The sequence below is a fragment of the Allorhizobium ampelinum S4 genome (assembly GCF_000016285.1).
Classification (GTDB): Bacteria; Pseudomonadota; Alphaproteobacteria; order Rhizobiales; family Rhizobiaceae; genus Allorhizobium; species Allorhizobium ampelinum.
Map to the genome: position 1 here is coordinate 2,888,642 of NC_011989.1, position 26,526 is coordinate 2,915,167.

The 26,526-nt window shown below is 57.3% G+C and carries 25 protein-coding genes; 8 read left to right on the forward strand and 17 right to left on the reverse strand.

The window, feature by feature from the left end; genetic code table 11:
- Positions 1–2: 2 nt before the first annotated feature.
- The 3 genes from urtC to urtA all read right to left on the reverse strand — a co-directional run bounded on the left by urtC (position 3) and on the right by urtA (position 4,164).
- Positions 3–1,163 (reverse strand): urea ABC transporter permease subunit UrtC, encoded by a 1,161-nt coding sequence (gene urtC, locus AVI_RS13775; RefSeq protein WP_015916916.1) that lies wholly within the window; start codon positions 1,161–1,163, stop codon positions 3–5.
- A complete protein-coding gene (urtB, locus tag AVI_RS13780) occupies positions 1,160–2,731 on the reverse strand; it encodes an urea ABC transporter permease subunit UrtB (RefSeq protein ID WP_234895281.1) in 1,572 nt (523 codons plus the stop codon). Before urtB ends, urtC begins: the two co-directional genes overlap by 4 nt.
- A gap of 143 nt (positions 2,732–2,874) precedes the next feature.
- Positions 2,875–4,164, reverse strand: a complete 1,290-nt coding sequence (urtA, locus tag AVI_RS13785; RefSeq protein ID WP_015916918.1) for an urea ABC transporter substrate-binding protein — start codon at positions 4,162–4,164, stop codon at positions 2,875–2,877.
- A 280-nt stretch (positions 4,165–4,444) separates the two neighbouring features.
- Between urtA and AVI_RS13790 the strand changes: the two genes are divergently transcribed.
- Together AVI_RS13790 and AVI_RS13795 are read left to right on the forward strand one after the other, a co-directional pair.
- Positions 4,445–5,026 carry a biliverdin-producing heme oxygenase gene (locus AVI_RS13790; protein WP_015916919.1) on the forward strand — a complete coding sequence of 194 codons (582 nt, stop codon included), beginning with the start codon at positions 4,445–4,447 and terminating at the stop codon, positions 5,024–5,026.
- A complete protein-coding gene (locus AVI_RS13795; RefSeq protein ID WP_015916920.1) occupies positions 5,004–7,562 on the forward strand; it encodes an HWE histidine kinase domain-containing protein in 2,559 nt (852 codons plus the stop codon). Before AVI_RS13790 ends, AVI_RS13795 begins: the two co-directional genes overlap by 23 nt.
- 93 nt (positions 7,563–7,655) lie before the next feature.
- Here AVI_RS13795 and olsC read toward each other — a convergent pair whose 3' ends face one another.
- On the reverse strand, positions 7,656–8,486 hold the full coding sequence (olsC, locus tag AVI_RS13800; RefSeq protein ID WP_015916921.1) for an ornithine lipid ester-linked acyl 2-hydroxylase OlsC: 831 nt from the start codon (positions 8,484–8,486) through the stop codon (positions 7,656–7,658).
- Positions 8,487–8,783: 297 nt separating this feature from the next.
- On the opposite strand from olsC, the gene AVI_RS13805 reads away from it, so the two are divergent.
- The 4 genes from AVI_RS13805 (at position 8,784) to AVI_RS13825 (ending at position 14,601) form a co-directional block, all read left to right on the forward strand.
- Entirely contained in the window at positions 8,784–12,161 is a 3,378-nt protein-coding gene (locus AVI_RS13805) for a hybrid sensor histidine kinase/response regulator (protein ID WP_015916922.1), read from the forward strand.
- 270 nt (positions 12,162–12,431) lie between these two features.
- Positions 12,432–13,370 (forward strand): response regulator, encoded by a 939-nt coding sequence (locus AVI_RS13815; RefSeq protein WP_015916923.1) that lies wholly within the window; start codon positions 12,432–12,434, stop codon positions 13,368–13,370.
- A gap of 27 nt (positions 13,371–13,397) precedes the next feature.
- Entirely contained in the window at positions 13,398–14,033 is a 636-nt protein-coding gene (locus AVI_RS13820; protein ID WP_041697007.1) for an HAD-IA family hydrolase, read from the forward strand.
- Positions 14,034–14,067: 34 nt separating this feature from the next.
- Complete coding sequence (locus AVI_RS13825; protein ID WP_015916924.1) at positions 14,068–14,601, forward strand: AAA family ATPase; 534 nt, start codon at positions 14,068–14,070, stop codon at positions 14,599–14,601.
- Between the two features lie 94 nt (positions 14,602–14,695).
- On the opposite strand, the gene AVI_RS13830 is transcribed toward AVI_RS13825, so the two are convergent.
- The 4 genes from AVI_RS13830 to AVI_RS13845 all read right to left on the reverse strand — a co-directional run bounded on the left by AVI_RS13830 (position 14,696) and on the right by AVI_RS13845 (position 17,514).
- Positions 14,696–15,181 carry a hypothetical protein gene (locus AVI_RS13830; RefSeq protein ID WP_015916925.1) on the reverse strand — a complete coding sequence of 162 codons (486 nt, stop codon included), beginning with the start codon at positions 15,179–15,181 and terminating at the stop codon, positions 14,696–14,698.
- Positions 15,182–15,851: 670 nt separating this feature from the next.
- Entirely contained in the window at positions 15,852–16,160 is a 309-nt protein-coding gene (locus tag AVI_RS13835) for a type II toxin-antitoxin system PemK/MazF family toxin (RefSeq protein ID WP_448800439.1), read from the reverse strand.
- Positions 16,161–16,182: 22 nt separating this feature from the next.
- The gene (locus tag AVI_RS13840; protein WP_015916927.1) at positions 16,183–16,440 is read right to left on the reverse strand and encodes an AbrB/MazE/SpoVT family DNA-binding domain-containing protein; all 258 of its coding nucleotides are present in this window, start codon (positions 16,438–16,440) and stop codon (positions 16,183–16,185) included.
- A 93-nt stretch (positions 16,441–16,533) separates the two neighbouring features.
- Positions 16,534–17,514, reverse strand: coding sequence for a hypothetical protein (locus AVI_RS13845; RefSeq protein WP_015916928.1), 981 nt, complete (start codon positions 17,512–17,514; stop codon positions 16,534–16,536).
- A 129-nt stretch (positions 17,515–17,643) separates the two neighbouring features.
- On the opposite strand from AVI_RS13845, the gene AVI_RS13850 reads away from it, so the two are divergent.
- Complete coding sequence (locus AVI_RS13850; protein ID WP_049777232.1) at positions 17,644–18,252, forward strand: hypothetical protein; 609 nt, start codon at positions 17,644–17,646, stop codon at positions 18,250–18,252.
- Positions 18,253–18,471: 219 nt separating this feature from the next.
- Here the strand turns inward: AVI_RS13850 and minE are convergent, their stop codons facing one another.
- The 9 genes from minE to AVI_RS13895 all read right to left on the reverse strand — a co-directional run bounded on the left by minE (position 18,472) and on the right by AVI_RS13895 (position 26,264).
- Entirely contained in the window at positions 18,472–18,732 is a 261-nt protein-coding gene (minE, locus tag AVI_RS13855) for a cell division topological specificity factor MinE (protein ID WP_015916929.1), read from the reverse strand.
- Positions 18,729–19,544 (reverse strand): septum site-determining protein MinD, encoded by an 816-nt coding sequence (gene minD / locus AVI_RS13860; RefSeq protein WP_015916930.1) that lies wholly within the window; start codon positions 19,542–19,544, stop codon positions 18,729–18,731. The genes minE and minD overlap by 4 nt, the downstream gene beginning before the upstream one ends.
- 132 nt (positions 19,545–19,676) lie before the next feature.
- Positions 19,677–20,477 carry a septum site-determining protein MinC gene (gene minC / locus AVI_RS13865; RefSeq protein ID WP_015916931.1) on the reverse strand — a complete coding sequence of 267 codons (801 nt, stop codon included), beginning with the start codon at positions 20,475–20,477 and terminating at the stop codon, positions 19,677–19,679.
- A gap of 228 nt (positions 20,478–20,705) precedes the next feature.
- A complete protein-coding gene (locus AVI_RS13870) occupies positions 20,706–21,821 on the reverse strand; it encodes a branched-chain amino acid ABC transporter substrate-binding protein (RefSeq protein WP_015916932.1) in 1,116 nt (371 codons plus the stop codon).
- A 133-nt stretch (positions 21,822–21,954) separates the two neighbouring features.
- Positions 21,955–22,308 carry a DUF6867 family protein gene (locus AVI_RS13875; protein ID WP_015916933.1) on the reverse strand — a complete coding sequence of 118 codons (354 nt, stop codon included), beginning with the start codon at positions 22,306–22,308 and terminating at the stop codon, positions 21,955–21,957.
- 54 nt (positions 22,309–22,362) lie between these two features.
- Entirely contained in the window at positions 22,363–23,091 is a 729-nt protein-coding gene (locus AVI_RS13880; RefSeq protein WP_041697011.1) for an ABC transporter ATP-binding protein, read from the reverse strand.
- The gene (locus AVI_RS13885) at positions 23,091–23,966 is read right to left on the reverse strand and encodes an ABC transporter ATP-binding protein (RefSeq protein ID WP_041697013.1); all 876 of its coding nucleotides are present in this window, start codon (positions 23,964–23,966) and stop codon (positions 23,091–23,093) included. Before AVI_RS13885 ends, AVI_RS13880 begins: the two co-directional genes overlap by 1 nt.
- A complete protein-coding gene (gene livM / locus AVI_RS13890; protein ID WP_015916936.1) occupies positions 23,966–25,357 on the reverse strand; it encodes a high-affinity branched-chain amino acid ABC transporter permease LivM in 1,392 nt (463 codons plus the stop codon). Before livM ends, AVI_RS13885 begins: the two co-directional genes overlap by 1 nt.
- A 4-nt stretch (positions 25,358–25,361) precedes the next feature.
- Positions 25,362–26,264 (reverse strand): branched-chain amino acid ABC transporter permease, encoded by a 903-nt coding sequence (locus AVI_RS13895; RefSeq protein ID WP_015916937.1) that lies wholly within the window; start codon positions 26,262–26,264, stop codon positions 25,362–25,364.
- 64 nt (positions 26,265–26,328) lie between these two features.
- On the opposite strand from AVI_RS13895, the gene AVI_RS31140 reads away from it, so the two are divergent.
- Positions 26,329–26,499 carry a hypothetical protein gene (locus tag AVI_RS31140; RefSeq protein WP_156535360.1) on the forward strand — a complete coding sequence of 57 codons (171 nt, stop codon included), beginning with the start codon at positions 26,329–26,331 and terminating at the stop codon, positions 26,497–26,499.
- The last annotated feature ends 27 nt before the right edge of the window (positions 26,500–26,526 follow it).

Below are 26,526 nucleotides of genomic sequence, written 5' to 3' on the forward strand. Positions count from 1 at the left end.
ACTTACTCCGCCGCCTGAGGGTTGCCATGAGAGGTTCTGGACGCTTCGGCCTCCGCCGCAGCCTTGTCCTGCCTGCGCCGGAGTAGGCTTTGGGTGACAGTGCCGACAATGCCCTTGGGCAGAAACAGTGTGACGGCCACGAACAGCCCGCCCAGCGCAAACAGCCAGGCATTGGGAAACAGGCCGGTAAAGATCGTCTTGCCGCCATTGACCAGCACCGCGCCAATGATCGGGCCGATCAGCGTGGCGCGCCCACCGACGGCGGTCCAGATCACCACCTCAATGGAATTGGCCGGTGAAAACTCGCCGGGATTGATGATGCCGACCTGCGGCACGTAGAGCGCGCCCGCCACGCCCGCCATCATTGCCGAGACCACGAAGGCAAACAGCTTCATGTTTTCCACCCGGTAGCCCAGAAAGCGGGTGCGGCTTTCGGCATCGCGGATGCCAACCAGCACCTTTCCGTATTTGGAGCGAACGATGGCCGAGACCAGCAGCAGCGAGCCCGCCAGAAACAGCGCAGAGAGCGAAAACAGCGCCGCACGGGTGCCATCCGCCTGGATGTTGAAACCGAGGATGTCCTTGAAATCGGTGAGGCCGTTATTGCCGCCAAAACCCATGTCGTTGCGGAAGAAGGCCAGCAGCAGCGCATAGGTCATCGCCTGGGTGATGATTGACAGATAGACGCCGTTGACCCGCGAGCGAAACGCAAACCAGCCGAATACGAAAGCCAGCAGACCGGGTGCCACCAGCACCATCAGGGCTGCAAACCAGAACATGTCGAAGCCGTGCCAGAACCAGGGCAGTTCCTTCCAGTTCAAAAACACCATGAAGTCGGGCAGGACAGGATCGCCATAGGTGCCGCGCGGGCCGATCTGGCGCATCAAATACATGCCCATCGCATAGCCGCCGAGCGCGAAGAACGCCCCGTGACCGAGCGAAAGAATGCCGCAAAAGCCCCAGACCAGATCGAGCGCCAAGGCCAGCATGGCATAGGTCAGGTATTTGCCAAACAGCGCCACCAGATAGGTCGGCATATGCAGCGCGCTGTCGGGCGACGTGGCAAGGCTGAGGATCGGCACCAGAATGGCGAGCGCGATGAGAATGGCGATGGCGACGAGGATCTTGGCGTCCAGCGAGCGCAGAAGAAATGCCGTGATCATGCTTCCACCGCCCTTCCCTTGAGTGCGAAGAGGCCGCGTGGCCGCTTCTGGATGAACAGGATGATGAGAACCAGAACCAGGATCTTGCCCAGCACCGCACCGGCATAGGGCTCAAGGAACTTGTTGAGAATGCCGAGAGAGAAAGCGCCCACCAGCGTTCCCCAGAGATTGCCGACTCCGCCGAACACCACGACCATGAAACTGTCGATAATGTAGGTCTGGCCGAGATTGGGCGACACATTGTCGATCTGGGACAGCGCCACGCCCGCCATTCCGGCAATGCCCGACCCCAAGGCAAACGTGAAGGCATCCACCCAGGGCGTGCGAATGCCCATCGAAGACGCCATCCGGCGGTTTTGGGTGACGGCGCGCATCTGCAAGCCAAAGGCGGAGCGCTTCAACAGCATCAGCAGCGCGAAGAAGACCGACAGCGAAAACACCAATATCCACAGCCGGTTCCAGGTGATGGTCAAGCCGCCCAGACCGAACGAGCCGGACATCCATGACGGATTGGCAACCTCCTGATTGGTCGGGCCAAACAGCGTGCGCACCAACTGCTGCAACATCAGCGAAATGCCCCAGGTGGCGAGCAGCGTTTCCAGCGGACGCCCATAGAGAAAGCGGATGACGCAGCGCTCGATCACCAGGCCAAAGATGCCGGTGACGGCGAAGGCGACCGGCAGGGCAATGGCCAGCGACCAGTCAAACAGCTCAGGCGCGTTCGCTCGGATTGCCTGCTGAACGATGAAGGTGGAATAGGCACCGAGCATGACCATTTCGCCATGCGCCATATTGATAATGCCCATGACCCCGAAGGTGATGGCAAGGCCAATGGCCGCCAGCAGCAACACCGAGCCGAGCGAGATGCCATAGGTGATGTTCTGCGCGGTATTCCACAGCGCCACATCGCCCTGGATCTTGGCGATGGCCGCATCGATATCACCCTTCAGGGCCGGATCGACTGTTGGCGCGGCATTGCCGAGAATGGAAATCGCATCCTGACCGCCCACAGCGCGAATGAGTGCAATGGCGGCGCGTTTTTCCTCCAGCGTATGATTGGAGGTGATGACCGAGACGGCGCGGGCCTGGGCCAGCAGCGTTTTCACCGCGCTATCCTGCTCCTTGGCAAGGGCGGTGTCGAGCAATTCGAGATTGTCTTCTGAGGGCGCCTTCAACAGCGCATCGGCCGCGGCAAGCCGCACCGTGCGGTCAGGGCTGAGCAGGGTCAGCCCGCCTTGTGCGGCGCGGATGGCGCGGCGCAACCCGTTATTGATCTTGATCTTGACCAGCCCGCCCTTGGCTTCCTTGCCGACCTCGGCACCGCTCAAGGGATCGACCAGCGTAAGCTGGCTGCCCGCGGGCTTGGCGATAAACACATTGCCATCGGCCTTGCGCAGATAGAGATCGCCACCGCTCAGGGCTTCCAGGGCCGGAACCACTTTGAGATCGCCAGTGCGTCCGAGATCGCCGACGATTTTTTCGGCATCGGTGAAATTGGCCGTGCCCAGCGCCTTGATCAGGCTAGCGGGGTCTTCCTCGGCACGTGCCGAAAGGGTCAAGGCCACCATCAGCAACAGCCCGGCAGCCAGCACATGCGACAGATGGTTCAAACAGGATCGTATCATACCGGCCCCTCTTGCGATTGCTCCCGACAAGGGAGAAAAAGCTGCGGATGCTTTATGCACCCGCAGCAAGTTTCAGGCTGGGAAGCTTAGGAGCCCTTGCCGCCGCACTTGCCGGACTTGACGTTGAAATTGCCGCAGTTCATCGGCAGGCGCCAATCGGCGATCAGGTCCTTGCTGTCGGGGAGGAAATCCGACCATTCGTCGCCAACCACTTCCGGTGTTTGCGAGACGATGTCGAACTGGCCATTTTCCTGGACTTCGCCAATCAGCACCGGCTTGGTGATGTAATGGCTTGGCATCATCGTGGCATAGCCGCCGGTGAGGTTCGGCACGGAAACGCCAACCAGCGCATCGATGACCTTGTCGGGTTCAGCCGAGCCTGCCTTTTCGACGGCCTTCACCCACATGTTGAAGCCGATATAGGCGGCTTCCATCGGGTCGTTGGTGACGCGCTTGTCGTTCTTGGTGAAGGCATGCCAGGTCTTGATGAACTCTGCATTCACAGGGGTATCGACGGACTGGAAGTAGTTCCAGGCGGCGAGATGGCCAACCAGCGGCTTGGTGTCGATACCAGCCAGCTCTTCTTCACCGACCGAGAAGGCCATGACCGGAATGTCTTCAGCCTTGACGCCCTGGTTGCCGAGTTCCTTGTAGAAAGGCACGTTGGCATCGCCATTGACGGTGGAGATAACAGCGGCCTTCTTGCCCGCCGAGCCGAATTTCTTAATGGCGGCGACTTCGGTCTGCCAGTCGGAGAAGCCGAACGGCGTGTAGTTGACCAGGATGTCTTCCTTCTTCACGCCCTTGGACAGAAGATAGGCTTCGAGAATCTTGTTGGTCGTGCGCGGATAGACATAGTCGGTGCCTTCGAGCACCCAGCGCTGCACGCCTTCGTTCTCCATCAGGTAATCGACGGCGGGAATGGCCTGCTGGTTGGGAGCGGCACCGGTGTAGAAGACGTTGCGTTCGCTTTCTTCACCCTCGAACTGCACGGGGTAGAACAGCACCGAATCCAGTTCCTTGAAGACGGGCAGAACCGACTTGCGCGACACCGAGGTCCAGCAACCGAACACGGCGGCAACCTTGTCCTTGGAAATCAGCTCGCGGGCCTTTTCGGCAAACAGCGGCCAGTTGGAGGCCGGATCGACCACGACGGGCTCCAGCTTCTTGCCGAGAACGCCACCCTTCTTGTTCTGCTCGTCGATGAGCATCAACATGGCGTCCTTCAGCGTCGTTTCCGAAATCGCCATCGTGCCGGAGAGAGAATGCAGAATGCCGACCTTGATCGTATCTTCAGCGGCAAACGCACCGTGGAAGGCGGTGGTGGACAGCATGGCGCCGACAAGTGCGCTCGCCAGTTTGGACTTGAAGTTCATTTCAGGTTCCCCTCTTTTTGAATTCTGGAGTGAGGGGACTATCGGCTGCTGCGCTGCAAAATCGTATACGTCAATTGACGTAGGTCACGGGGCAAAGCCACGATCTCCCTACAAAATAGGGGATTGTCCGCCTAAAACTGCGGACATAGGTTTATTATACTTGATTTTCATCAAACACGAACCCTAATACCTGACAAGGATCTCATGGAGAGCATCCTCATAGACCGCTCATATAGCTGATGTAGAATGGAGCGGCGGCAATCTGTTTCGAAAGTCATCCATGCCTTTTTCACCCCGGCGACGGCTTCTGAAGGAAGCGACCGCCGATGCTCATGCCGAACTCGATGCAGTGATCGGCGATTTTTCCTCTCCTGCCGCCTACCGCGCTTATTTGCTCGGAATGGCCCGTTTTCGGCTGCCATTGGAAGAGATGATTGCCCAACAGGCCCAGCGGGCATCCTTCACCACTTGGCCCGGGACTTGGCGGCCAGTGATGATCGGCAATGGCCTGCGGGCCGATCTGAAGACACTTGAGCTGGAGGACGAGCGCTGGCAGGCATCGGTTCCCCAGCCACAAAAGACCGAAGACTGGCTAGGCCTATTCTATGTGCTGGAAGGCTCCGCGCTTGGCGCAAAGCTTCTGGCAAAACGGGCCGCCCTGCTTGGTTACAGTCCCACCCATGGCGGGGCGCATCTTTTTGCCCAGGCCGGGAACTTTTCGAGCTGGCCCACGTTTTTACATCTTATGGAGGAACTGCGGGATCTCGATGAAGGGAAGCTCGTGGCCTTTGCCAATGCAACCTTTGCTTATGCCTACGCTGCCTTCGAAAGCCCCATGCATGCCTGCTACGCAGACCGTTGATCTCACCAATTGCGACCGCGAACCGATCCACATTCCCGGCAGCATTCAGCCGCATGGTTGCTTGCTAGCCTGTGATGCAGAGATGGCCGTTGTTCTGCGCCACTCCGCCAATGCCGGGGAGATGCTCGGCGTCAAAGGCGCGGTGAATGGTGAACAGGTGCATGTGCTTTTAGGTGACGACGCCACCCATGACCTGCGCAATGCTCTGGCGACGGCACCTGAAGCCTCACGCCCCGCCCTGCTTCCCAATCTGCGCCTCAGCTGCGGCCAGGTTTTCAACGTGAGTGTCCACCGCCAGCGCGCCACTGTGATCATTGAACTGGAGCCAGCCAAGGGCGAGCGCGATCCCTTGCAGTTGGCGCGGGAAATGATCGGGCGGATCAAGGACATCGACCATATCGACAAGCTGATCCGCACCTCCGCCAGGCTGGTGCGAGCCGTGCTCGGCTATGACCGGGTGATGATCTACCGCTTCGACAATGACGGCTCCGGCAAGGTGGTGAGCGAGGCCAAGTCGATGGAGCTGGAAAGCTTCCTTGGCCAATATTTCCCGGCATCCGACATTCCACAGCAGGCCCGCAAGCTCTATATGCAAAATTCCATCCGGGTGATTTCCGATGCAAGCGGCCACAAGGTGGCGATCGAGCCGGAACTGGATGCCTCCGGTGAGCCGCTTGACCTGTCCTTTGCACATTTGCGCAGCGTTTCGCCCATTCATCTGGAATATCTGCGCAATATGGGGGTCGGCGCGTCGATGTCGATCTCCATCCTGTTGAATGGCGAACTTTGGGGCCTGATCGCCTGTCATCATTACCGCGCAAAGACCCTGTCCATGGCGCAACGGGTCGCCGCTGAATTGTTTGGCGAGTTTTTCTCCCTGACACTGCTTGCCCTGAAGCAGAAACACAAGCTTGACCTGGCCACTGGCACACGCCAATCGCTGGACCGCTTTCTGCACCTTGCCTCCCACCACGAAAATCTTGAGGCGCTGTTTGGCGAATGCCTGCCGGAATTCAGCAGCCTCGTGCCCTGCGATGGTGCGGGCCTTTGGATGAACGGAACCTGGACGGCCATTGGCACCTGTCCGCCGCCTGCCGAAATCGAACCGCTGATACGCTTCGTCAACAGCGTTGCCGATGGACAGACCTGGGCCAGTCACGCCTTGTCCCAATTTCTGCCCAGAGCCGAAAGCTATTATGAGACGGTGTCCGGCGCTATGGTCGTGCCGCTCTCGGAAATTCCCCGCGATTACCTGTTGTTTTTCCGCAAGGAACGGCTGCAAACCCTCAATTGGGCTGGCAATCCCGATAAATCTTATGAGATCGGGCCGCTGGGCGACCGGCTGACACCCCGCAAGAGCTTCGCCATCTGGAAGGAAGCCGTCACAAAGCAATCGGACCATTGGAGCGAAAACGACAGGGAGGTCGCGGAAGCCATTCGCGCCGTCACCGTCAAGGTGGTGCTGCGCCACAACGAGTTGATGCAGGAAGAGCGCAACAAGGCCGACATCCGTCAACGCGTGCTGAATGAGGAATTGAACCACCGGGTCAAGAATATTCTGGCGGTGATCAAGTCGCTGATCGGCGTTCCGACGCGGCCGGAACACCAGTTGAGAGACTATGTCACCTCGCTGAAGGGCCGCGTCCACGCCCTGTCCCATGCCCATGACCAGGTGATCCGCGGCAGCGGCAGCGGCCAGCTGAGCGAACTGCTACAGGCCGAGCTTGGTCCTTACCGCACTGAGGGTACCGCCATCGCGCTTGGTGGCCCGATGGTCGTGCTCGACAGCCGCGCCTATGCCGTCACGGCCCTGGTTATCCACGAGCTTGCGACCAATGCGGCGAAATACGGAGCACTCTCGCGCACCGGAGGCAAGCTCGACTTGACTTGGCGCTGGACGGGAGAGGGAGATTGTGAAATTCTGTGGACGGAAAGCGGCGGGCCAACGGTGACCGCGCCGACACGCCGGGGCTTTGGCTCCGCCTTGATAGACCGTAGCATTCCCTATGATCTCGGTGGTAAGAGCACCGTGAATTATAACCCACACGGCCTGAATGCGTATCTTTTGCTTCCTGCCCGTTTCCTGTCCGGTTCTGGACACGAGCCGGAAACCACACACGCCCCGCCCCCGGAGACAGAGACCAGATCCATGGCCAATATCGACAAAACCCTGCCGATCCTGCTGGTTGAAGACCAGATGCTGATTGCGATGGATGCCGAAATGATGCTGGGCGATGCCGGCTTTACCACTGTCATGACAGCAGGCTCCGTGCCGGAAGCCCTGGCGCAAATCAAGGTAACAGTTCCTGCCGTGGCCGTGCTCGACATCAACCTTGGCAATCATACCTCCGTACCGGTGGCCCAGGAACTGCACCAGCGAGGCATTCCCTTTCTATTTGCCACCGGCTATGCCGAGCGGTCGATCATTCCGGAAGCCTTCGGCGACGTCACGATCATCAACAAGCCTTATGATGGAGAGGCGCTGGCCGATGCGGTGCTGAGCCTGTTGCGCCAACCGGACGCCACCACCAGCTAACATAGAGAGAAGCGAAAGCCTGTCTGGTTCAATCAGAACCTGACAGGCTTTCGCGGATATCCCGGACTATCGTGCGTATCGAAACGATGCCTGTCAGCCAGCCGTGCTGTTGCGCAGCTTTTCCGCTTCGGCGTAGAATTTCTTTTCCCACTCATTGTGGTTGTCCAGCCCCTCGCGGATGAAAGGCGTGAAGATCGCCATGTTCATCAGCGCCCAATTGACCAGTCGGGCCGGGAATTTCAGCGGTTTGGCGAAATCGACGAACAGCACGACGCGCGTCTTGTCGGTGTGGTTCCAGGCTTCATGCTCATAGGCATCGTCGAAAATCAACACCTTGCCCTCTTCCCAATGGCAGATCTGGTCCTTGACGCGGATGGCGATCTGGTCGCGCGGTTCCGGCACGATCATCCCCAAATGCAGGCGCAGCACGCCGTTATAGGGACCGCGATGGGCGGGCAGATGCTTGCCGGGTTCGAAAATCGAAAACATCACGGTGGTCAGGCCGGGAATGGCCTGCATGGCCTTCCAGGTTTCCGGGCAGGCCTTGATATTGGCCTCGGACTTCACGCCGAAACCAAGCAGGAAGAAGGTCTTCCAGCGATTGTCCGTGGAAATCGTCTTCACATCGGTGGAAATGTCCTGAAAGCTCGGCAGTTCACTCTGGCGCAGCAGGATCTGGTCCAGCTCGGCGCGAATGGCCGGATAGGCCTTTTCCACCTCTGCCACCCAGGGAAAGGTGGCATTGTCATAGACCGGCGGATTGCCAAGCTTGGCATATTTGAAATTCAGCTTTTCCGCCCAGGCGACGATACCCATAAAAAACCTGGTAATGCGGCTTGGCCGGTCCATAGGCTGAATGCCTGATGTGCCGAAGGTCTGTTTATTGTCCACACCGGTCGAAGGCTGAGAGGCTGGCATATCCATCGGTATCACTTTCTGATGCAACAATTGCGTATCGCGGTGCCGATCACACCGGCGCAGACGTTGAAAAACCCAAACGCCCGAAAAATGGAAAAATAGAGGCAAACCGGATTTCGTCCAGCCGCCACACCCCTGTCACCCCGCATCTTCTCGCAGCACTGTCACAATTCCAGTTTCCTGCGCAATGGAAAAACAGCAGGAAGCGGCGCGAACATCACCAAGCGCCCTTGCAAAACCCCCGGCTTGCCGTGACAGTATCCATCCATCCTGTTTCCCATCAGAAAGCGCCAGAATACCGGCATGGCCGCACGCCAACGCATCATTCCCGTCCGACGCCAATATAACCGCTGGGTGGCCGACCAGACGCTGGAAGATTATGCGCTGCGCTTTACCGCCAAAAGTGCGCGCCGGTTCTCCTCCAGCCGGATTTCCCAGACTGCCATCGGGGCGATCTCCTTTCTGGCGCTGGAGGCGATTGGCGGCACGATCACGCTGTCCTATGGCACCACCAATGCGTTTTTCGCCATTCTGGTCGCTGCCGTCCTGATGCTGCTGGTTGGCCTGCCGATCAGCCGTTATGCGATCCGCGAAGGCGTCGATATCGATCTTCTGACAAGAGGTGCTGGCTTCGGCTATATCGGCTCAACGCTGACCTCGCTGATCTATGCCAGCTTCACCTTCATGCTGTTTGCCATCGAAGCCTCGATCATGACCGGGGCCTTGGCGCTGGCCTTCGGCATTCCACCCTCGATCGGCTACATTATTTCAGCGGTGGTGGTCATTCCGCTGGTCACTTACGGCATCCAGCTGATCTCGAAATTCCAGCTTCTCACCCAGCCGATCTGGATCGTGCTGAATATCGCGCCCTTCGTGTTCATCGCCTTTCAGGACTGGGAAAAATTCGACCTTTGGCGGGCCTTTGCCGGCATTCACCAATCCAATGCCGGAACGCAGAGCGTAGCGCCGTTTCGTCTCGCCGATTTTGGTGCCGCCTCCGCCGTCATCCTGGCGTTGATGCCACAGATTGGCGAACAGGTGGATTTCCTGCGCTTCCTGCCGCCGGAGGGCGGGCGCAAGCTTCACCACCGTTTCATGGTGTTTCTGGCCGGTGCCGGCTGGGTGGTGCTGGGCGTGCCAAAGCTGCTGGCTGGTTCCTTCCTCGCCGTGCTGACACTCTCGACCGGCGTTAGTCTGAGCGAGGCCGCCGATCCCGCCCATATGTATCTGGCCGCCTTTGGCTATATCCTGCCCAATCAGACGCTGGCCATGCTGCTGATGGTCGCCTTCGTGGTGGTGTCGCAGTTGAAGATCAACGTGATGAATGCCTATGCAGGGTCGCTCGCCTGGTCGAATTTCTTCTCCCGCCTCACCCATAGCCATCCAGGCCGGGTGGTCTGGCTGGTGTTCAATGTCGGCATCGCGCTGCTGTTGATGGAGCTTGGCATCTACCGGCTGCTGGAAGCGACGCTCGGGATCTTCTCGATCATCGCCATGGCCTGGCTCTGCACCATTTCCGCCGATCTGTTCATCAACAAGCGGTTGGGCCTTGCGCCTGAGGGTATCGAGTTCAAACGCGCCCATCTCTATGACATCAACCCGGTCGGTTGCGGCACGCTGCTGATTTCGGCCAGCCTGGCGCTGGCGGCGCATTTCGGCCTGTTCGGGCCGTTGATGGCCTCGCTCTCCACCTTCGTGACGCTGGTCGCCTTCCTGATTTCGCCGCTGATCGCCTGGGGGACCAAGGGCAAATTCTATCTGGCCCGCAAGCCGCGCCATGCCTGGAAAAACCTTGGCCATATCACCTGTTCGATCTGCGAACATCCGTTCGAGCCTGAAGATATGGCATGGTGCCCGGCCTATGCCGCGCCGATCTGTTCGCTGTGCTGCTCGCTGGATAGCCGCTGCCATGACATGTGCAAACCGAAGGCCCGGCTGAACACCCAGGTCGGCACCGTCGCCCGCACTGTGCTGCCCAGCACTGTGATCGAAAAGCTGACGACCCGGCTTGGCCGCTATGCGATGACCAGCATCGGGGCGATTTCGCTGGTGGGCGCGATCTTGGCGTTGATTGCTCATCAGGTCTCCGCCGCCTCACCAGAAACCGAACTGGTGGTCAATGCGACGGTGTTGATCGTGTTCTTCGTGTTTTCGGTGATTGCCGGCATCGCCACCTGGTTCTACGTGCTGGCCCATGACAGCCGATTGGTGGCGGAAGAAGAATCCTACCGCCAGAACAGTCTGCTATTGAAGGAAATCGCCGCGCACCGCAAAACCGACGCCGCGCTTCAGACCGCCAAGGAAACGGCAGAAGCCGCCAACCGTGCCAAGAGCCGCTATGTGGTGGGCCTCAGCCATGAATTGCGCACCCCGCTCAACGCTGTGATGGGCTATGCGCAATTGTTGGAGCAGGACGACACCATTCCGGCTCCGCGCCAATCCGCCATCCGGGTGATCCGCCGCTCCGCCGACCATCTTTCCGGGCTGATCGACGGGCTGCTGGACATTTCCAAGATCGAGGCCGGTCGGCTACAAGTGTTTTCCGCCGAGCTGAATATTCATGATTTCCTCGACCAGATTATTGACATGCTGCGCCCGCAGGCCGAGGCCAAGGGTCTGACCTTTACCCACACCCGCGCCAAAAACCTGCCGCAATATGTGCGGGCCGACGAGAAACGGCTGCGCCAGATTCTCGTCAATCTGCTGTCCAACGCCATCAAATTCACCGATGCGGGTACGGTCACGTTCGACATCGCCTATCGCAGCCAGGTTGCCAGCTTCACCGTCACCGATACCGGGCGCGGCATTGCGCAGAAAGACCTGAGCCGGATCTATGAACCCTTTCAGCGCGGCGAGGCCGACACGATCCGTCCGATGCCGGGGCTTGGGCTGGGCCTGACCATCACCAAGCTGCTGACCAATACGCTGGGCGGCGAAATCGCCGTGGAGAGCGAAACGGACAAAGGCACGACCTTCCGGGTGCGGCTGATGCTGTCTTCCGTTGACCGGCCCAGCACAGCACCCAAGGCAGAACGCAAGATCCTTTCCTATGACGGCCCGCGCCGCACCATCGTCGTGGTCGATGACAACGAGGACCACCGCGAACTGATGCGCGAGGCGCTGGCACCCCTGGATTTCATCGTGCTGACCGCCACCGGCGGGCCAGATTGTCTGGCGCTGATCGAAGGTGTCAAACCCGACCTGTTCCTGGTCGATATTTCCATGCCCGGCATGAATGGCTGGCAATTGGTCGAACGGCTGCGTGACGCAGGCCAGAGCGCGCCGATCCTGATGCTGTCGGCCAATATCGGCGATGGCGCGGTGCGCGAGCCCGGCTCCGGTGGCCATAACGACGCTATCGCGAAGCCCGTGGACGTGAAAATGCTGCGCGACAAGCTGGCCCGCCACTTGAAACTGCGTTGGCTCTATGCCGAAGACATGGCCCCGCCCGCCCCCGCCTTGGCCGCTGGCACGCCACGCGATCCCGGCCTTGCCCACCGCGAGGACCTGCGCAAACTGGCCGAAATCGGCTATATCAGGGGCTTGGAAAACAAATTGCAGGAACTGGCCAAGACACCCGATATGCTGCCCTTCACCGAGGAGTTGCGCCCCTTCGTGCAGGCTTTCGATATGGCCGGACTGATCGCCTGTCTTGATCGCTATCAGGAGGGCGCGGCATGAGCGTGCAGAGGCCATCGCCCAACCGCCAATCCATTGCCGGTCTTGCGCCGAGACTGCCCCCAGCCGATCTCCCCACCCGAGGGGGAGATGGCCGGCAGGCCAGAGGGGGGCGACTTGGCGTAAACGCTTGTTTTATGCCACGCCTCACTCCGTGGTCTGGCTTCGCACCCCTCATCTCCCTGCCGGGATCTTCTCCCCGATGGGGAGAAGAGGAGTGCCGCCGCCCTCCCGCCCGCTTTCTTTTTCTCTGCCCCTTGGACATCACAGACCATGGCTGAACCGACCTCCCCCCGCGACATCATCCTCCTTGTCGATGACAGCCCGGAAGCGCTGGGTTTTCTAACCGATGCGCTGGAACAGTCAGGCTTTTCCGTGCTGATTGCCACGTCCGGCCAAGGGGCGCTGGGCATTGTCGAGCGGATCAGCCCGGACCTGATCCTGCTGGATGCGGTCATGCCCGGCATGGATGGGTTCGAGACCTGCCGCCAAATCAAGGCCAATCCGGCGGTGGCGCAGGTGCCGGTGATTTTCATGACCGGCCTTAGCGAAACCGAACATGTGGTGCATGCGTTGGAGGTCGGCGGCGTCGATTACCTGACCAAGCCGATCAATATCGATGAGCTGCGCGCCCGTATCCGCGTGCATCTGGCCAATGCCCGGTCTGCCCAAAGCGCCCGTGTCGCGCTGGATGCCGCAGGTCGCCACCTGCTGGCCCTGCGCGCCGATGGCAGCCTGCTGTGGTCCACTCCGCAGGCCAGCCGGCTGATCACCACCGCCACCGGACGTGAAGACGGGCTGGATACCGTGATCACGGCCATCGGCGACTGGATGCAGGCCCGTACAACCTCACCGCCTGCCGCAAGCCCCGCCTCCCGCGAGGCCGCCCTGACCTTGCCGCTTGAAAACCACCCTGCCCTGCAAATCGCCTATCTCGGTGCGATGGCCGCCGACGAATACCTGTTCCGCCTCAGCGCTGCCAACCCGCACCGCGAAGACGAACGGCTGCGCCAGGCCTTTGGCCTTACCCAGCGCGAATCCGAAGTCCTTCTCTGGATCGCCCGCGGCAAACCCAACCGCGACATCGGCGAAATCCTCGGCCTCGCCGCCCGCACCGTGAACAAGCATCTGGAACAGATTTATGTGAAGCTCGGCGTGGAGAACCGGGCGTCTGCGGCAGTGAAGGCGGCGGCGGTGTTGCGGGTGGAGTGAGTCAATACTCAGATCGGGCTATGAACTTTGACAGATATTTGCATCATATTTGATTTGGACGGCACGCTGGTTGACAGCGAAACCCTTTGCAATCAGGCTTTTATTGACCTTCTACCAGCACTTCGAGATCCAGTGGAGATATTGGCTGAAAGATATCGCGGCAAGAAACTTGCAAGCATATTCATTGATATCGAAAAACGAATTGGAGCTAAGCTTCCAAGCGATTTTGAAAAACAATACCGGCAGCGTGTGTCTGAACTTTTCGAGTCCGATTTAAAGCCGATACCCGGCGCTATATCCATGCTCGAACAGTCAAACTACGCAAAGTGTATAGCTTCGAGTGGTCCACCTGCAAAAATAAGACAGGCCTTAGAAATTACAGGACTTGCGCAGTATTTCGGAAATAACATCTTCAGTTCCTACGATATAGGGTCATGGAAACCAGAACCCGGCCTTTTCCTCCATGCAGCAAAGGCAATGGGCTTCTCGCTACATCAATGCGGCGTCGTTGAAGATAGTGATGTTGGGATAGAAGCGGCAATCGCCGCACAGATGCGAGTATTCCAATACTGTCGAGAGATCCCAAAAACCTCTCCTATGGCGGTAACAAGAATATCCGACCTATGCCAATTAAACGCACATATCAAACGGACTTGGCCCTGAACGACGTGTGCCCTTCCTGCAAACGAGTCCCCCCATGAACCGTTTCGTCATCCTCTCCGGTTGCTCTGGCGGCGGCAAGTCCACTTTGCTCTCAGCCTTGGCTGCAAAAGGCTATGCCACCATAGAAGAACCCGGTCGCCGCATAGTGGCGGAAGAACAGGCCGGAGATGGCAAAGCGCTGCCCTGGATCGACCTGGCCGCCTTCGCCCACCGTGCCATTGCCATGGCGCTGGAAGACCGGGAACGAGCGGCATCCCTCCCCGGCTGGGTGTTCTTCGACCGCAGCCTGATCGACGCCGCCGCCGCGCTGAAAGCTGCGACCGGCGATGAGACACAATTGAACGCGCTCAAGCAGCAGCACCGCTACCACGCCCGCGTTTTTCTCACCCCGCCTTGGCCGGAAATTTACCAGCAAGACACTGAGCGGCAGCATGATCTGGCCGCGGCAGAGGAAGAATATCAGCGCCTGCTCGAGGTCTATCCGGCGCTGGGATATGAGGTAATCGTGTTGCCAAAGGTGAGCGTTGTGGAGCGCGTGGAATTTATCCTGGCAATGCTTGCGGGTTGATGGGGCCGCTGAACCTGACAAACGCAAGAGTACCGGGCTGAGAGGTTAGAACTGGTTTTCGCTACCAACCAAGATCCTTTTTGCCCAACTGGACTTATTCTTTCGCATCCCGATTGGTGCTCTGGTCGTTTCGCTGGCTGGCGAGGAACTCTCGCCCGCGCCGAAGGGCAACCCCCGGATCGGACCCACGGTGATATTCCTCAAGGATGATCTGGGTGATCTGTTGCCGGATCTCGGCTTTGGCCAGATCGGCCCCGGAACTCTCTTGGGGATTGAGTGACCTGCGGGCATCCTCCAGCCGGTGTTGAAGATTGGTGGCGGCGTCGAGCAGCACATGGTCCACCGTATCGCCCGGCTCTGGCATATCCTCCGGTCTCGGTTGGAACTGCTGCGGTGGCGAAACATGGTAGACCCCGGAATGGACTGGACCATCTTCCCAGATCTTCTGCCTGTAGCGCAGCAACAGCGCCAAAATGGTCGCCACGAAAACCGGTGGCACAACGATAACAAGAGCTTTCACCCAGTCAGATGTCGATTGCCACGTATCAAAAAGATCAGCCCAGACATTATAATCCGCCATTGTCCACTCCTCCCACGCTGGAAAACGAGCGATCACCAGAGAACTGTCTCTGGTGATCGGGGAGTTCGTAAGCCGGTAAAAAAACGACCGCCCCGACCTTTAAGCCGAAGCTCTGGACATGCGCCGAGGCCTCCCCGACCATAGAGAATGGTAGAGAGCGAACCGTATAGACACAGTTCACCGCCTCAGCCACAAACCTATGGCTGAGGGGTGTCTTTTTAACGATCGACACTGACCGTTTTTACCGGGGTTACGACGCCCCAAGACCGGCTCGTTACAACCGATCTCACCCCTGTCTTAGCGCATAACGAGTGAGAAGGAAAAGAGGGGATTGGTGAGATTTTGAAAGGGGAAATTGCGGCGTTGTGCGTGGCGTTTACCCCCCTCTGTCCTGCCGGATTTGGCCCTTCGCATGGCTCCGGGCGTTCGTCAGTACAATCGATCCACTGGATCGATTGTTCGGCTGCGCCGACCCTTCCTCACCCCACCTCAAGGGGGAGATCGGATAGGCGAAACCGCCCGTCTCAACAGCTAGAGTTACGTCTTCCCCAACCTCTGAAAGGGCAATGTGAAGCAAGAAGCCTGCCTCGTGTCGATCTCCCCCCTTGAGGGGGAGATGGCTGGCAAGCCAGAGGGGGGTATCCTTGCGCCGAGATCCAAAGCCATCCCCTCACTCCAGAATCGTTGCCAGCCGTGCCAACACCTCATCGACAATCTCGCTTGGCACCGATTCCAGCTTTTTGCCCCTTCGCGCGGCCAAATCAAGCGCACGCGGCTGATCACAGCGCACGGCGCCCGTGGTGCGTAAACCAACCCCGCTCAACGACACAGCAAAACCAGCCGTCCTCGCAAAATTGCCGCCGCTGGTGATAGGCAGAACCACAGGTGTTTTGGTCAATCGATTAAACGCGCCGGGCGAGATAATCAGCACCGGACGTGTTCCCTGTTGTTCATGCCCGGATGTGAGATCAAGCGACACCAACCAGATATCGCACGCTCCATTACATCAACTCTCCACCGACAGGCCCGCCATCAAGCCACTCCCGATCATCCGCAGAGACTTCCGCCGACCCGTCGCATTGAGACAGCAATTCCTCCAGCGTATAACGAGGCCGCGCCTGCGGCTCGATCACCAGACGACCATTATCCACCGCCATGGAAACCGTTGCACCCGCGCTAAGATGCAAAACATCCAGCAGAGCAGGCGGAACAGCCACCATCACTGAACCACCAACTTTGCGCAGATTGGCTGTATGCATGAGGGAAGTTCCGATTTGTTATATTTATATATAACATAACTAGTCACCAATTTCAAATTGAAATAAGCAGTCATCTGCCAGCTTGCAATAACCCTAAGACGTAGGAGTTTCAGATATACCAACCACTATCATTCGACCTATGTCTCCCGCCTTATCTCTAACAAAATAGACCTGCACATATACTTGATCGCGATTCATATTATCGATCAAAGTTTTTTTTACAATTGGAAGATTGTCGTATGGAATGCTAAAACTTAATGTTTTAGTTCCGTTTTCTATTCTTATTTTACCCCATCCATTATCTTTATTGAACTGTACAATATCACCAAGTATCAATGTTGGTGTTTTGTCTACAATGGCGGTTTCTATTTCTGCTGCCATTTTTCGATTTAAGAACAGAACAGGGCGCGCGTCCTCATGAGCAGATGATCTGACTTCCAAAGTGTCGGCGCTTGTCCTAAATGCCGTCGCCATCTCACCTATCAAAGGCGCAGACATTGCAATCAATTTTTGGCTTTGGCTAGAAGTGATAAGCGATATAGCAACCTCATTCTCAGTTAGTCTTTTCTCGCGGTGAGACTCAGCAATCCGGCGCTTAACCAACTCTTGGGTCGGCTCTGCTAAGTTATCAATGATCACTTCACCCGTCATTACATCTTTAACTAAGTCGCTAAGTACGGACTTATCTCCTGACAGGGATGATGAAGCCGACTGAACCGATCCTATTGTTGATATGGATGTCGCTAGTGTCGGCTCATCAATTTTCTCAATCACTCGTTCGCTAACGTAAGCTACAAGATCCGCCAAAGATATATTTATAAACGGATTTTCATCTTGTGTTTGGCCTGGATCTTCTATGTTAATATTAAATGAACCATCAGATTGGCTTTTTAATTTGATACTGAAGTTGGATTTATTAGTAATGTTTTTTACGAATTTTCCCCTTTGTCTAAACTGCGCCAACTTCACAATTAGACGCGCAGCAGCATACTGAAAGCGGGCAGATTCATAGAAGTTCATTCTGTGCGAATCTGCTAAAGCACCTTCAAAATGAAACGTCAAAGTTTCCGACATTCAATTACCCCCTACGATCCCCAATGCAATCTTGCCACAACCTACCTTGCGTTGTATTTTTGCATATCACTTCAATCTAGTCCTATCTAGATGTAACCCTATCTAAACCAGAATAGAAAACGAGAAATAATGAACGAAATCAGCATAGGAGCCGTTGGCGCTGCCGCGATAGCAGGTTTGGTATCTCTTTTGGGGCTTGTTATTGGCAAAGAGCAAAAAGTCTCTGAGTTTAGGCAAGCATGGATAGACGAACTTAGAAAATGTGTGGTGTCGTATCTCGTAAATATCAACGCAGTATGTGACGCTTTAGGATTAGCAAGAGCGGGGAGAGCGATTGACGATGCAGCACTGCTCACAAATTATAAGTTACTCAATGAAGCCAGTCACGGAATTACCCTTCGGATAAATCCATCTGAAGAGACTGCAAAAGCACTTTTGAAGTCAATGCACGAGTTTGATGAAATCTCACGAAGCAACTCTAATTTAACGCCTGAAAAAATAAGAGAGCTAGAAAAGGGATTTATTGATTCATCGCAAAATCTCCTGAAATTTGAATGGGCACGTGTGAAAAAAGGAGAAGCCAATTTCGTTTGGACCAAGCGAATTGTTTACGTGATCATACTCTTAATGCTAATACTCCTAGCCTACGCGTGGTTCACTGGAAAGAAAACTGGAAGAGAAGCGGTAGATCCGCATTCGTTTCATTTGCTAGAGATGCAGGGAGCCAATTGCTTATGATTCACTGAGCGGATGAACGCTTTTTAGTAATCTAATGATAACTGCCTAAAAATTATCGCGCAGCTTTAGGTCACGATAATCTTTATCTGACTTACGGGAGCTAGAGTCGCCGAAATTGAGTGTGTGAATTGAAATACAAGAAAAGCCGCAAAGCATCCACTCTGCGGCTGTAAAATCTCACACTTACCTCAGCCAGCCAACCAGCCAGCCCTCACCCCATCAAGCCGCCAGCGCCTGCGCATCCCGTGGAATTTCCACATCGATCTCCAAAATCGAAACATGCTCGTCGCGGTCCACCTTGATGCGGACCTTGTCGGCATCGACTTGGACGTGTTTGGAGATCACGGCCAGGATTTCCTCGCGCAGGATGGCGACGAGGTCGGAGCCTTGGGCGGCGCGTTCGTGGGCGAGCAGGACTTGCAGCCGTTCGCGCGCCATCGGCGCCGAGGTTGGTCTGCGGAACAGGTTGAAGATGCTCATGCGGCCCTCCGTGCGAAAATCTTGCCGAACAGGCCGCGCTTTTCCTCGGGCATGGAAACCGGAATTTCCTCACCAGCCAGACGGCGGGCAGCTTCGAAATAGGCCTGGGCAGGAAGGCTCTTGGCATCGGCCAGCGTCACCGGCGCACCGATATTGGAGGCTTTCAGCACGTCCATGCTTTCCGGGATAATGCCGAGCAGCGGGATGGAGAGGATTTCCAAGACGTCCTCGACCTTGAGCATATCACCACGCTGGGCGCGAACGGCATCGTAGCGGGTCAGCAGCAGGTGCTTTTCCATCCGCTCGCCGCGCTCGGCCTTCAGGGTCTTTGAATCCAGCAGGCCGATGATCCGATCCGAATCGCGCACCGAAGACACTTCGGGGTTGGTGACGACGACAGCGACATCGGCGTGGCGCATGGCCAGCGTCGCACCGCGCTCAATCCCGGCCGGGCTATCGCAGATCACCCAGTCAAAATGCTTTTTCAGCTCGGTAATCACCCATTCCACGCCTTCCGGCGTCAGATTGTCCTTGTCGCGGGTCTGCGAGGCCGGCAGCAGGTACAGCGTATCGACCCGCTTGTCGCGGATCAGCGCCTGCGGCAGCTTGGCATCACCCTGGATGACATTGACGAGATCGTAGACCACCCGGCGCTCGGCACCCATGACCAGATCGAGATTGCGCAGACCGACATCAAAATCGATCACGACAACCTTGTCGCCGCGCTGGGCAAGTGCCGCACCAAGGGCAGCCGTGGAGGTCGTCTTGCCGACGCCGCCCTTGCCTGATGTCACAACGATGACCTTCCCCATTTCATTCTCCTGTCTTTCGCCGCACGCGGCACAAGCTTCGGGTCGCGCTGGACCAAATCTCCAGCGTATTAAACGTCAACTTTAACCAGCGGAGTCGGCGTCAAGCTGACTTGCCCGCGGTTCAAACCAGCATCAGGCCATTTTTTCAGCCTTGATGACATCGTCTTCCAGCCAGAGCTGGACGGGCTTGCCCAGCAATTCCGGCGGCATGTCCTCCGCCATCTTGTAGATCCCATCGATGGCCAGCAGTTCGGCCTCCATCTTGCGGCAGAAAATCCGCGCCGAGGCATTGCCAACCGATCCTGCCATCGCCCGGCCACGCAAGGCGCCGTAGATATGGATAGACCCACCGGCAATGATTTCGGCGCCTGAGGCAACCGAACCGATCACCGTCACATCGCCTTCGGTGAAAATCACCGATTGCCCGGAGCGCACCGGCTCACGCAGCAGCAAGGATTGCACCACGGAGCGGGCCTGCGGCGCAGTTATCATCGCCTGGGGAGAGTCAGTCTCCCCAATCTCGTCACTCTTGCCGGAGGCTTTGGTGGCTTTGCCAGTCTTTTTCTTCTCTTCCGCTGGTGGTGATTCAGGCTCGACCTTCGGCACGTCCACATCGGACACCGGACGGCCACCCTTCAGGATCGGCGGCATACCACGTTCCACCATCGAAGGACGCGCGCCCTCCAGACCCATGATGCTGACATTGCGGCTGGACAGTTCGGCGATCAGGGCCTTCAGCTCATCCCGGCTGATTGCCAGTTCCGCCACATCGAGAACCACCGGACGGCCAAGGAAGAACCCAGCCGAGCGCGAGGCCAGATCGTCCAGCCTTTCCAGCCAGTTATCGACTGGCAGGTCCGGCGACAGTACCACCGCCAGAAACGAACGGCCTTTGATGCGGATTGAGCGGGGTTCTGTTAGCACTTCGGTCATCTTTATGAACAAATCGTTGACTTGGTTTACGGCTGATTTGGTTAACAAAAGGTTAACGCGGCTCTTCAATCCGTTAAGACAAACGATATTGATGATGCTAATTGGTTATAATATTCAAATCGTTAGAAAATTAATTTTGCGGTTGCGCGCAAACACCACTGAAGCGTGCAATGCAAAAAGCCCGGCGCAAGGCCGGGCTTTCGTCTCCACTGGCAAAGTCAGCAGAAATCAGTTTTCGAAGTAGGAATACTTGCCGTCAGGGCCTTTCTTCCAAGTGTACATCACGTAGTCGGGACGGGTGATGTCGCCCTTGGCGTCAAAGCCGATCGAGCCGATAACGGTCGTGAACGGACCCTTGGCCTTCATGGTTTCAGCAACCTTTTCCGCATCGGTGGAACCCGCAGCCTTGGCAGCCTCTGCAATGATCTGCAGGGCAGCGTAGGAATACAGCGTATAGGCTTCCGGCTCGAAGCCAGCGTCGCGGAATTTCTTGACCGCGTCCTTGGCGTTCGGGTTGTTACGCGGATCCGGCGGGAAGGTCATCAGCGTACCATTGACGGCGTCGCCAGCAATCGAGGCCAGTTCGTTCGATGTGATGCCGTCGCCCGACATCAGGGTCGCCTTGACACCCTGGTCAGCCATCTGACGCAGGATCAGGCCAGCTTCCGTGTGCAGGCCGCCAAAGTAAACGATGCCGACGCCGGCTTCCTTCATCTTGGCGATCAGAGCCGAATAGTCCTTCTCACCGGGGGTGATGCCTTCGTAGATGACTTCCTTGACGCCCAGACCATTCATGGCCTTCTTGGTTTCGTCAGCAAGGCCCTGACCGTAAGGGGTCTTGTCATGAATGACGGCAACCTTCACGCCCTTGAACTTTTCAGCAATGTATTTGCCGGCAACCGCGCCCTGCTGGTCATCGCGACCGCAGGTGCGGAACGTGTTCCACATGCCGCGCTCGGTGAATTTCGGATTTGTCGAGGCTGGTGTGATCTGCAGAATGCCATTTTCGGCATATACGTCAGAAGCCGGGATCGACACGCCCGAGTTGAAGTGGCCGATCACGTATTTCACGCCGTCGGCGACGAATTTGTTGGCGACGGAAACGCCCTGCTTGGCATCCGACACGTCGTCGCCGAGCACGATCTTGATCTTTTCGCCATTGATGCCGCCAGCTGCGTTGATATCGGCAGCGGCCTGTTCGGCACCCTTCTGGAGCTGTGCGCCGAAAGCAGCGTTCGGGCCTGTCAGGGGACCGCCGACACCGACGATGATGTCAGCCCAGGCGGTGCCGCTGAAGGCAACCATGGCTGTCAGCGCCACGGCTGAAAGAAGCGACTTCTTCATTCTGATACTCCCAGTTTTTAGGGCGGGCTTATTTCGATCCCCCGCGCAACACCCACCTAGATTGCGCCGGAAAACTCTTCCACTCTTTATTATTGCAATTCCCCGGCCATCAGAGGCGAGAAAGACGGTGCTGTCAATCTTTCTTCTTCCAGGAAAGTGGGGAAGTTTTTTCATAGAGCCAGTAATAGTTACCGGCCATCTGGCGGGTGCGTCGCTGGCGGAAACCGACCATCGAAAACACCAGCAAAACGACAAAATCCATCGCGTAAAGACCGAGATCCAGCATCGGCCCTGCGAACAGGGCATGATGCAGAAAACGCATGACCAGCGCCAGCAGCAGCGTGTAGATCACCACCCGGCCATAGCCTTCCCAGTTTTCGGCAACGGCCTTGCCGGTGCGCCATGCGGTCCAGAAACCGAGTAGCACCACAAGGAAACGCAGCACCATCCGCACCTGGTCATCCGTATCGAAAAACAAACCCTGCATGTCTTTTCCCCTCCGGGGTCTTTTTATCCGCAGTTTATCAGCACGGCACGACGATTAATGCCGTCCGCCTTCGAGATAGGCAGCACGCACCTGAGGGTCGGCCAGCAATTCCCGACCGGAACCGCTCATGGTCACCAGTCCGTTGACCATCACATAGGCGCGGTCGGACAGTTTCAGCGCTGCAAACGCATTCTGCTCGACCAGGAACACGGTCAGCCCCTCTTCCTGGTTGAGTTTCTTGATCGCCTCGAAAATCCCCTTGACGATCAAGGGCGCCAACCCCAGCGATGGTTCGTCCAGCAGCAGCAGCTTGGGCCGCGCCATCAGCGCCCGGCCGATGGACAGCATCTGCTGCTCGCCGCCGGAAAGCGTGCCGCCGCGTTGGGCGTGGCGCTCTTTCAGTCGCGGGAACAGCGTGAAGATCTTCTCGACGTCCTCCTGGAAATATTTGAGATTGTCGAGACCGGCACCCATTTGCAGGTTTTCCATCACCGTCATGCGCGGAAAAATCCGCCGCCCTTCCGGTGATTGGGCAATGCGCTGGCGGGCGATCAGATGGGTGGGCATTTTGGTAATGTCCATGCCATCGAAAATCACCCGACCAGCCCGCGCCTGCGGGCTGCCGCAGATCGTCATCATCAACGTCGACTTGCCAGCACCATTGGCGCCGATCAGGCTGACGATCTCGCCTTTTTTAACCTCAACGCTGACACCGCCAAGCGCGCGGATATTGCCGTAATAGGTTTCGACGGCCTCAACCTTCAAAAGAGCTTCAGCAGTCATCACAATTTGCCTCCGGCCACGGCTTCCACATCGGAAATCGCGTCGTCCAGTTCTTCATCCTCGACACCGAGATAGGCCGCGATGACCCTCGGATCGTTTTTCACGTGGTCAGGCGTGCCATCGGAAATCTTCTGGCCATATTCCAGCACCACGACATGGTCGGAAATTTCCATGACCACCGACATATCGTGCTCGATCAGCATGATCGATGTGCCGGTTTCGTCCCTGATACCGTTGAGCAACGTGTTGAGCGCCAGCGATTCCCGTGGATTGAGACCGGCTGCAGGCTCATCCAGGCAAAGCAATTCCGGTTCCGTACACATTGCCCGGGCGATTTCGAGGCGCCGCTGCGCGCCATAGGGCAGATCGCCAGCCGGGTCGTCGGCCCGCTCGATCAGGTCGGCGCGCTCCAGCCAGAACCTCGCCTTGTCGATCGACAGTGCCGCAGCCTTCTTGTAGGCGGGCAAGCCAAGCAGACCGAGCACCGTATAGCCGGAGGCCTTCATCAGCGCATTGTGCTGGGCAACCAGCAGGTTTTCCAGCACGGTCAGGCCGGAAAACAACCGGATATTCTGGAAGGTTCTGGCCACCTTGGCCTTTTTGGTGATCTCGAAATCCGTCAGGCGTTCCAAAAGGAATTCCTTGCCGGCCTTCTGGCGCAGAGTGACCATCCCCATTGTCGGCTTGTAGAAGCCGGTAATGCAGTTGAACACCGTGGTCTTGCCCGCTCCGTTCGGGCCGATCAGCGCGGTAATTTCACCGCGCCGGGCCTCAAAAGAGAAGTCGTTGATGGCCATCAAGCCACCGAATTTCATCGACAGGTGCTCGACCGTCAGGATTGGGTCATTGCTCATGATTTGCGTCCCGGATGTCATCAGCCGTGACCCTCCTTGGTAAAGCTGCCGGAGACGGCCTTGCGTTCCTTCAGGAAGGCCGTCGGCTCTCTGCTGCCGACAAAGCCCCGCGGCTTGAACAGCATGACCACAATCATGGCAAGACCGAATAGCAGCATGCGATACAGTTCAGGAGTAAAATCAGGTCCGAACACGTGCTTCAGGAATTCCATCTCGCGCAGCAGTTCCGTGCCACCAACCATGACGATGGCTGCAACCGCGATACCGGTCAGAGACCCCATGCCACCCAGAACCACGATGGCGAGAATAACCGCCGATTCCAGGAAGACGAAGCTTTCCGGCGACACGAAACCCTGGCGGGCGGCAAAAAACGACCCCGCAAAACCGCCAAACATCGCGCCGATGGCAAAGGCCGTCAGCTTGGTCTTCACCGTGTCGATGCCAAGCGACCGGCAGGCGATCTCGTCTTCGCGCAACGCTTCCCAGGCCCGGCCAATCGGCATACGCCGCAGCCGGATCGTCACATAGGCGGTGAGCATGCACAGCCCCAGCGCCAGATAGAACAGGAAGATCTTGTAATAGGCTGACGACATTGGCAGGCCGAAGGTCTTGGCGAAGCCATGCGCCGAGGCATCGAAGGGAATGCCGAACAGCGTCGCCTTGGGAATGCCCGATACACCGAACGTGCCCTGGGTGACATCCGTCCAGTTGATCAGCACCAACCGAATGATTTCCCCGAAGGCCAGCGTAACAATGGCGAGGTAATCTCCCCGCAGACGTAGCACCGGAAAGCCGAGCATGATGCCCCAGAAGGCGGCCAGAATGCCTGATATCGGTAGCAACAGCCAGAAGGACAGACCGAAATGCTGAGACAGCAGCGCGTAGGAATAGGCCCCGACCGCATAGAAGGCGACATAGCCGAGATCGAGCAGCCCGGCCAGGCCGACGACGATGTTCAATCCCCAGGCGAGCATAACGTAGATCAGGATCTGGATGCCGAAATTATCGACATATTTCAGCGAACCCTGCGTACCGACCAGAAAGAGAATGACCGGCGGATAGAGGATCAGCGCCACAAGCGCGATCTTCAGGAAATGTGTCTTGAACAAAGACGGTCGGGCATCCGTGGCAGCGGCGGGCTTTGCAGCCGCCCGCGCCTTGCGCGACGCCGACCAGGGGCGCAAGACAGCGACCACGGCAAACCGGCCAATGGCAGCAATCGCCACGAAAATAGATAGAAGACCCCAGCGCGTATACCAGACCAGGGCATTGTTGATGTCCTGGTCGGTCTTGATTCCGATGAACAGTACGAACAGGCCGAGTGCCAGCAAGCCTGCGAACACGGCTTCTTTCAATGCCCGCGCCATCAGGCCGGGCTGCGCCTTGACGGTGGAAATGTCGACATTTGCCATGATCTCAGACCTTCTCGACTTCGGGACGGCCCAGGATGCCGGTCGGTTTGAAAATCAGCACAAAAGCCAGGATGCCGAACGTGGCGACATCCTTGTAGGCGATGGTGAAATAGGCCGACCACAGGGATTCGATCAGGCCGATCAGCAGGCCGCCGAGAACAGCGCCCGGCAAAGAGCCGATGCCGCCCAGAACCGCCGCCGTAAAGGCCTTGACGCCGGGAATGAAGCCATCGGTAAAAGAGGCAACCCCGTAATACATCAGATACATGGTACCAGCCACCGCCGCCAGCGCCGCTCCCATCACGAAGGTGACGGAAATGGTGCGGTCGACGTCGACACCCAAAAGGGCCGCCATCTTGCGGTCCTGCTCGGTGGCGCGCTGAGCACGGCCAAGCGGCGTCTTGTTGACAATATACCAGAAGGCCGCCAGCAGCACCGCAGTTACCGCAACGATGATCATCTGCTTCAACGACACCGTGATGGCGCCGAAATGATAGACGTCATTGACCAGCGCCGGAATTGGCTTGTTGCGAGGGCCTTGCGCGACCTGAATGAAATTGGACAGCGCAATCGACATGCCAATCGCCGTAATCAGCGGCGCTAGCCGGAAGGACCCGCGCAGAGGCCGATAGGCGACGCGCTCGATGGTCCAGTTCCACAAACCGGTCATCAACATTGATACAACCAACATGATCAGCAGCGCCAAAGCCACTGGAATGCCTGCAAAAAATGTCGTGAGAAGCAAAAAAACAATCAAGGCGGCAAAACCGCCGAGCATGAAAATATCGCCATGGGCAAAGTTGATCATGCCGACAATCCCGTAGACCATCGTATAACCAATCGCCACCAGGCCATAAATCGAGCCAAGCGTCAGCCCGTTGATAAGCTGCTGGATGAAATAATCCATACATTATCCCCCGGATGCCGATCAAACGCAGCATCCATATGTTGTCCCATTCGGGTTCTTCGTGTTGGAGGGATTTGATATCGGTTTCGACAAAAATGTGAAGCCTAAAAGCTTTGCAGCGCGTATTTTTCTGTCAATTGCTCAAGATATCGGCAGTTTTTGCACAAATTCAGCATTAAACCTGGAATTGCGCTCAAAAAGCGCGCAGATGACTCTGGACCAACTTGCCGAATGAAAAAAACGTGGATGGTTTCGTCGTTTT

What these genes read in the sequence shown, in the direction of transcription:
- urtC (WP_015916916.1), bottom strand. Translation starts at nt 1,163, where the DNA reads ATGATCACGGCATTTCTTCTGCGCTCGCTGGACGCCAAGATCCTCGTC.
- urtB (WP_234895281.1), bottom strand. Translation starts at nt 2,731, where the DNA reads ATGGTGGCCTTGACCCTTTCGGCACGTGCCGAGGAAGACCCCGCTAGC.
- urtA (WP_015916918.1), bottom strand. Translation starts at nt 4,164, where the DNA reads ATGAACTTCAAGTCCAAACTGGCGAGCGCACTTGTCGGCGCCATGCTG.
- AVI_RS13790 (WP_015916919.1), top strand. Translation starts at nt 4,445, where the DNA reads ATGCCTTTTTCACCCCGGCGACGGCTTCTGAAGGAAGCGACCGCCGAT.
- AVI_RS13795 (WP_015916920.1), top strand. Translation starts at nt 5,004, where the DNA reads ATGCCTGCTACGCAGACCGTTGATCTCACCAATTGCGACCGCGAACCG.
- olsC (WP_015916921.1), bottom strand. Translation starts at nt 8,486, where the DNA reads ATGGATATGCCAGCCTCTCAGCCTTCGACCGGTGTGGACAATAAACAG.
- AVI_RS13805 (WP_015916922.1), top strand. Translation starts at nt 8,784, where the DNA reads ATGGCCGCACGCCAACGCATCATTCCCGTCCGACGCCAATATAACCGC.
- AVI_RS13815 (WP_015916923.1), top strand. Translation starts at nt 12,432, where the DNA reads ATGGCTGAACCGACCTCCCCCCGCGACATCATCCTCCTTGTCGATGAC.
- AVI_RS13825 (WP_015916924.1), top strand. Translation starts at nt 14,068, where the DNA reads ATGAACCGTTTCGTCATCCTCTCCGGTTGCTCTGGCGGCGGCAAGTCC.
- AVI_RS13830 (WP_015916925.1), bottom strand. Translation starts at nt 15,181, where the DNA reads ATGGCGGATTATAATGTCTGGGCTGATCTTTTTGATACGTGGCAATCG.
- AVI_RS13840 (WP_015916927.1), bottom strand. Translation starts at nt 16,440, where the DNA reads ATGCATACAGCCAATCTGCGCAAAGTTGGTGGTTCAGTGATGGTGGCT.
- AVI_RS13845 (WP_015916928.1), bottom strand. Translation starts at nt 17,514, where the DNA reads ATGTCGGAAACTTTGACGTTTCATTTTGAAGGTGCTTTAGCAGATTCG.
- AVI_RS13850 (WP_049777232.1), top strand. Translation starts at nt 17,644, where the DNA reads ATGAACGAAATCAGCATAGGAGCCGTTGGCGCTGCCGCGATAGCAGGT.
- minE (WP_015916929.1), bottom strand. Translation starts at nt 18,732, where the DNA reads ATGAGCATCTTCAACCTGTTCCGCAGACCAACCTCGGCGCCGATGGCG.
- minD (WP_015916930.1), bottom strand. Translation starts at nt 19,544, where the DNA reads ATGGGGAAGGTCATCGTTGTGACATCAGGCAAGGGCGGCGTCGGCAAG.
- minC (WP_015916931.1), bottom strand. Translation starts at nt 20,477, where the DNA reads ATGACCGAAGTGCTAACAGAACCCCGCTCAATCCGCATCAAAGGCCGT.
- AVI_RS13870 (WP_015916932.1), bottom strand. Translation starts at nt 21,821, where the DNA reads ATGAAGAAGTCGCTTCTTTCAGCCGTGGCGCTGACAGCCATGGTTGCC.
- AVI_RS13875 (WP_015916933.1), bottom strand. Translation starts at nt 22,308, where the DNA reads ATGCAGGGTTTGTTTTTCGATACGGATGACCAGGTGCGGATGGTGCTG.
- AVI_RS13880 (WP_041697011.1), bottom strand. Translation starts at nt 23,091, where the DNA reads ATGACTGCTGAAGCTCTTTTGAAGGTTGAGGCCGTCGAAACCTATTAC.
- AVI_RS13885 (WP_041697013.1), bottom strand. Translation starts at nt 23,966, where the DNA reads ATGACATCCGGGACGCAAATCATGAGCAATGACCCAATCCTGACGGTC.
- livM (WP_015916936.1), bottom strand. Translation starts at nt 25,357, where the DNA reads ATGGCAAATGTCGACATTTCCACCGTCAAGGCGCAGCCCGGCCTGATG.
- AVI_RS13895 (WP_015916937.1), bottom strand. Translation starts at nt 26,264, where the DNA reads ATGGATTATTTCATCCAGCAGCTTATCAACGGGCTGACGCTTGGCTCG.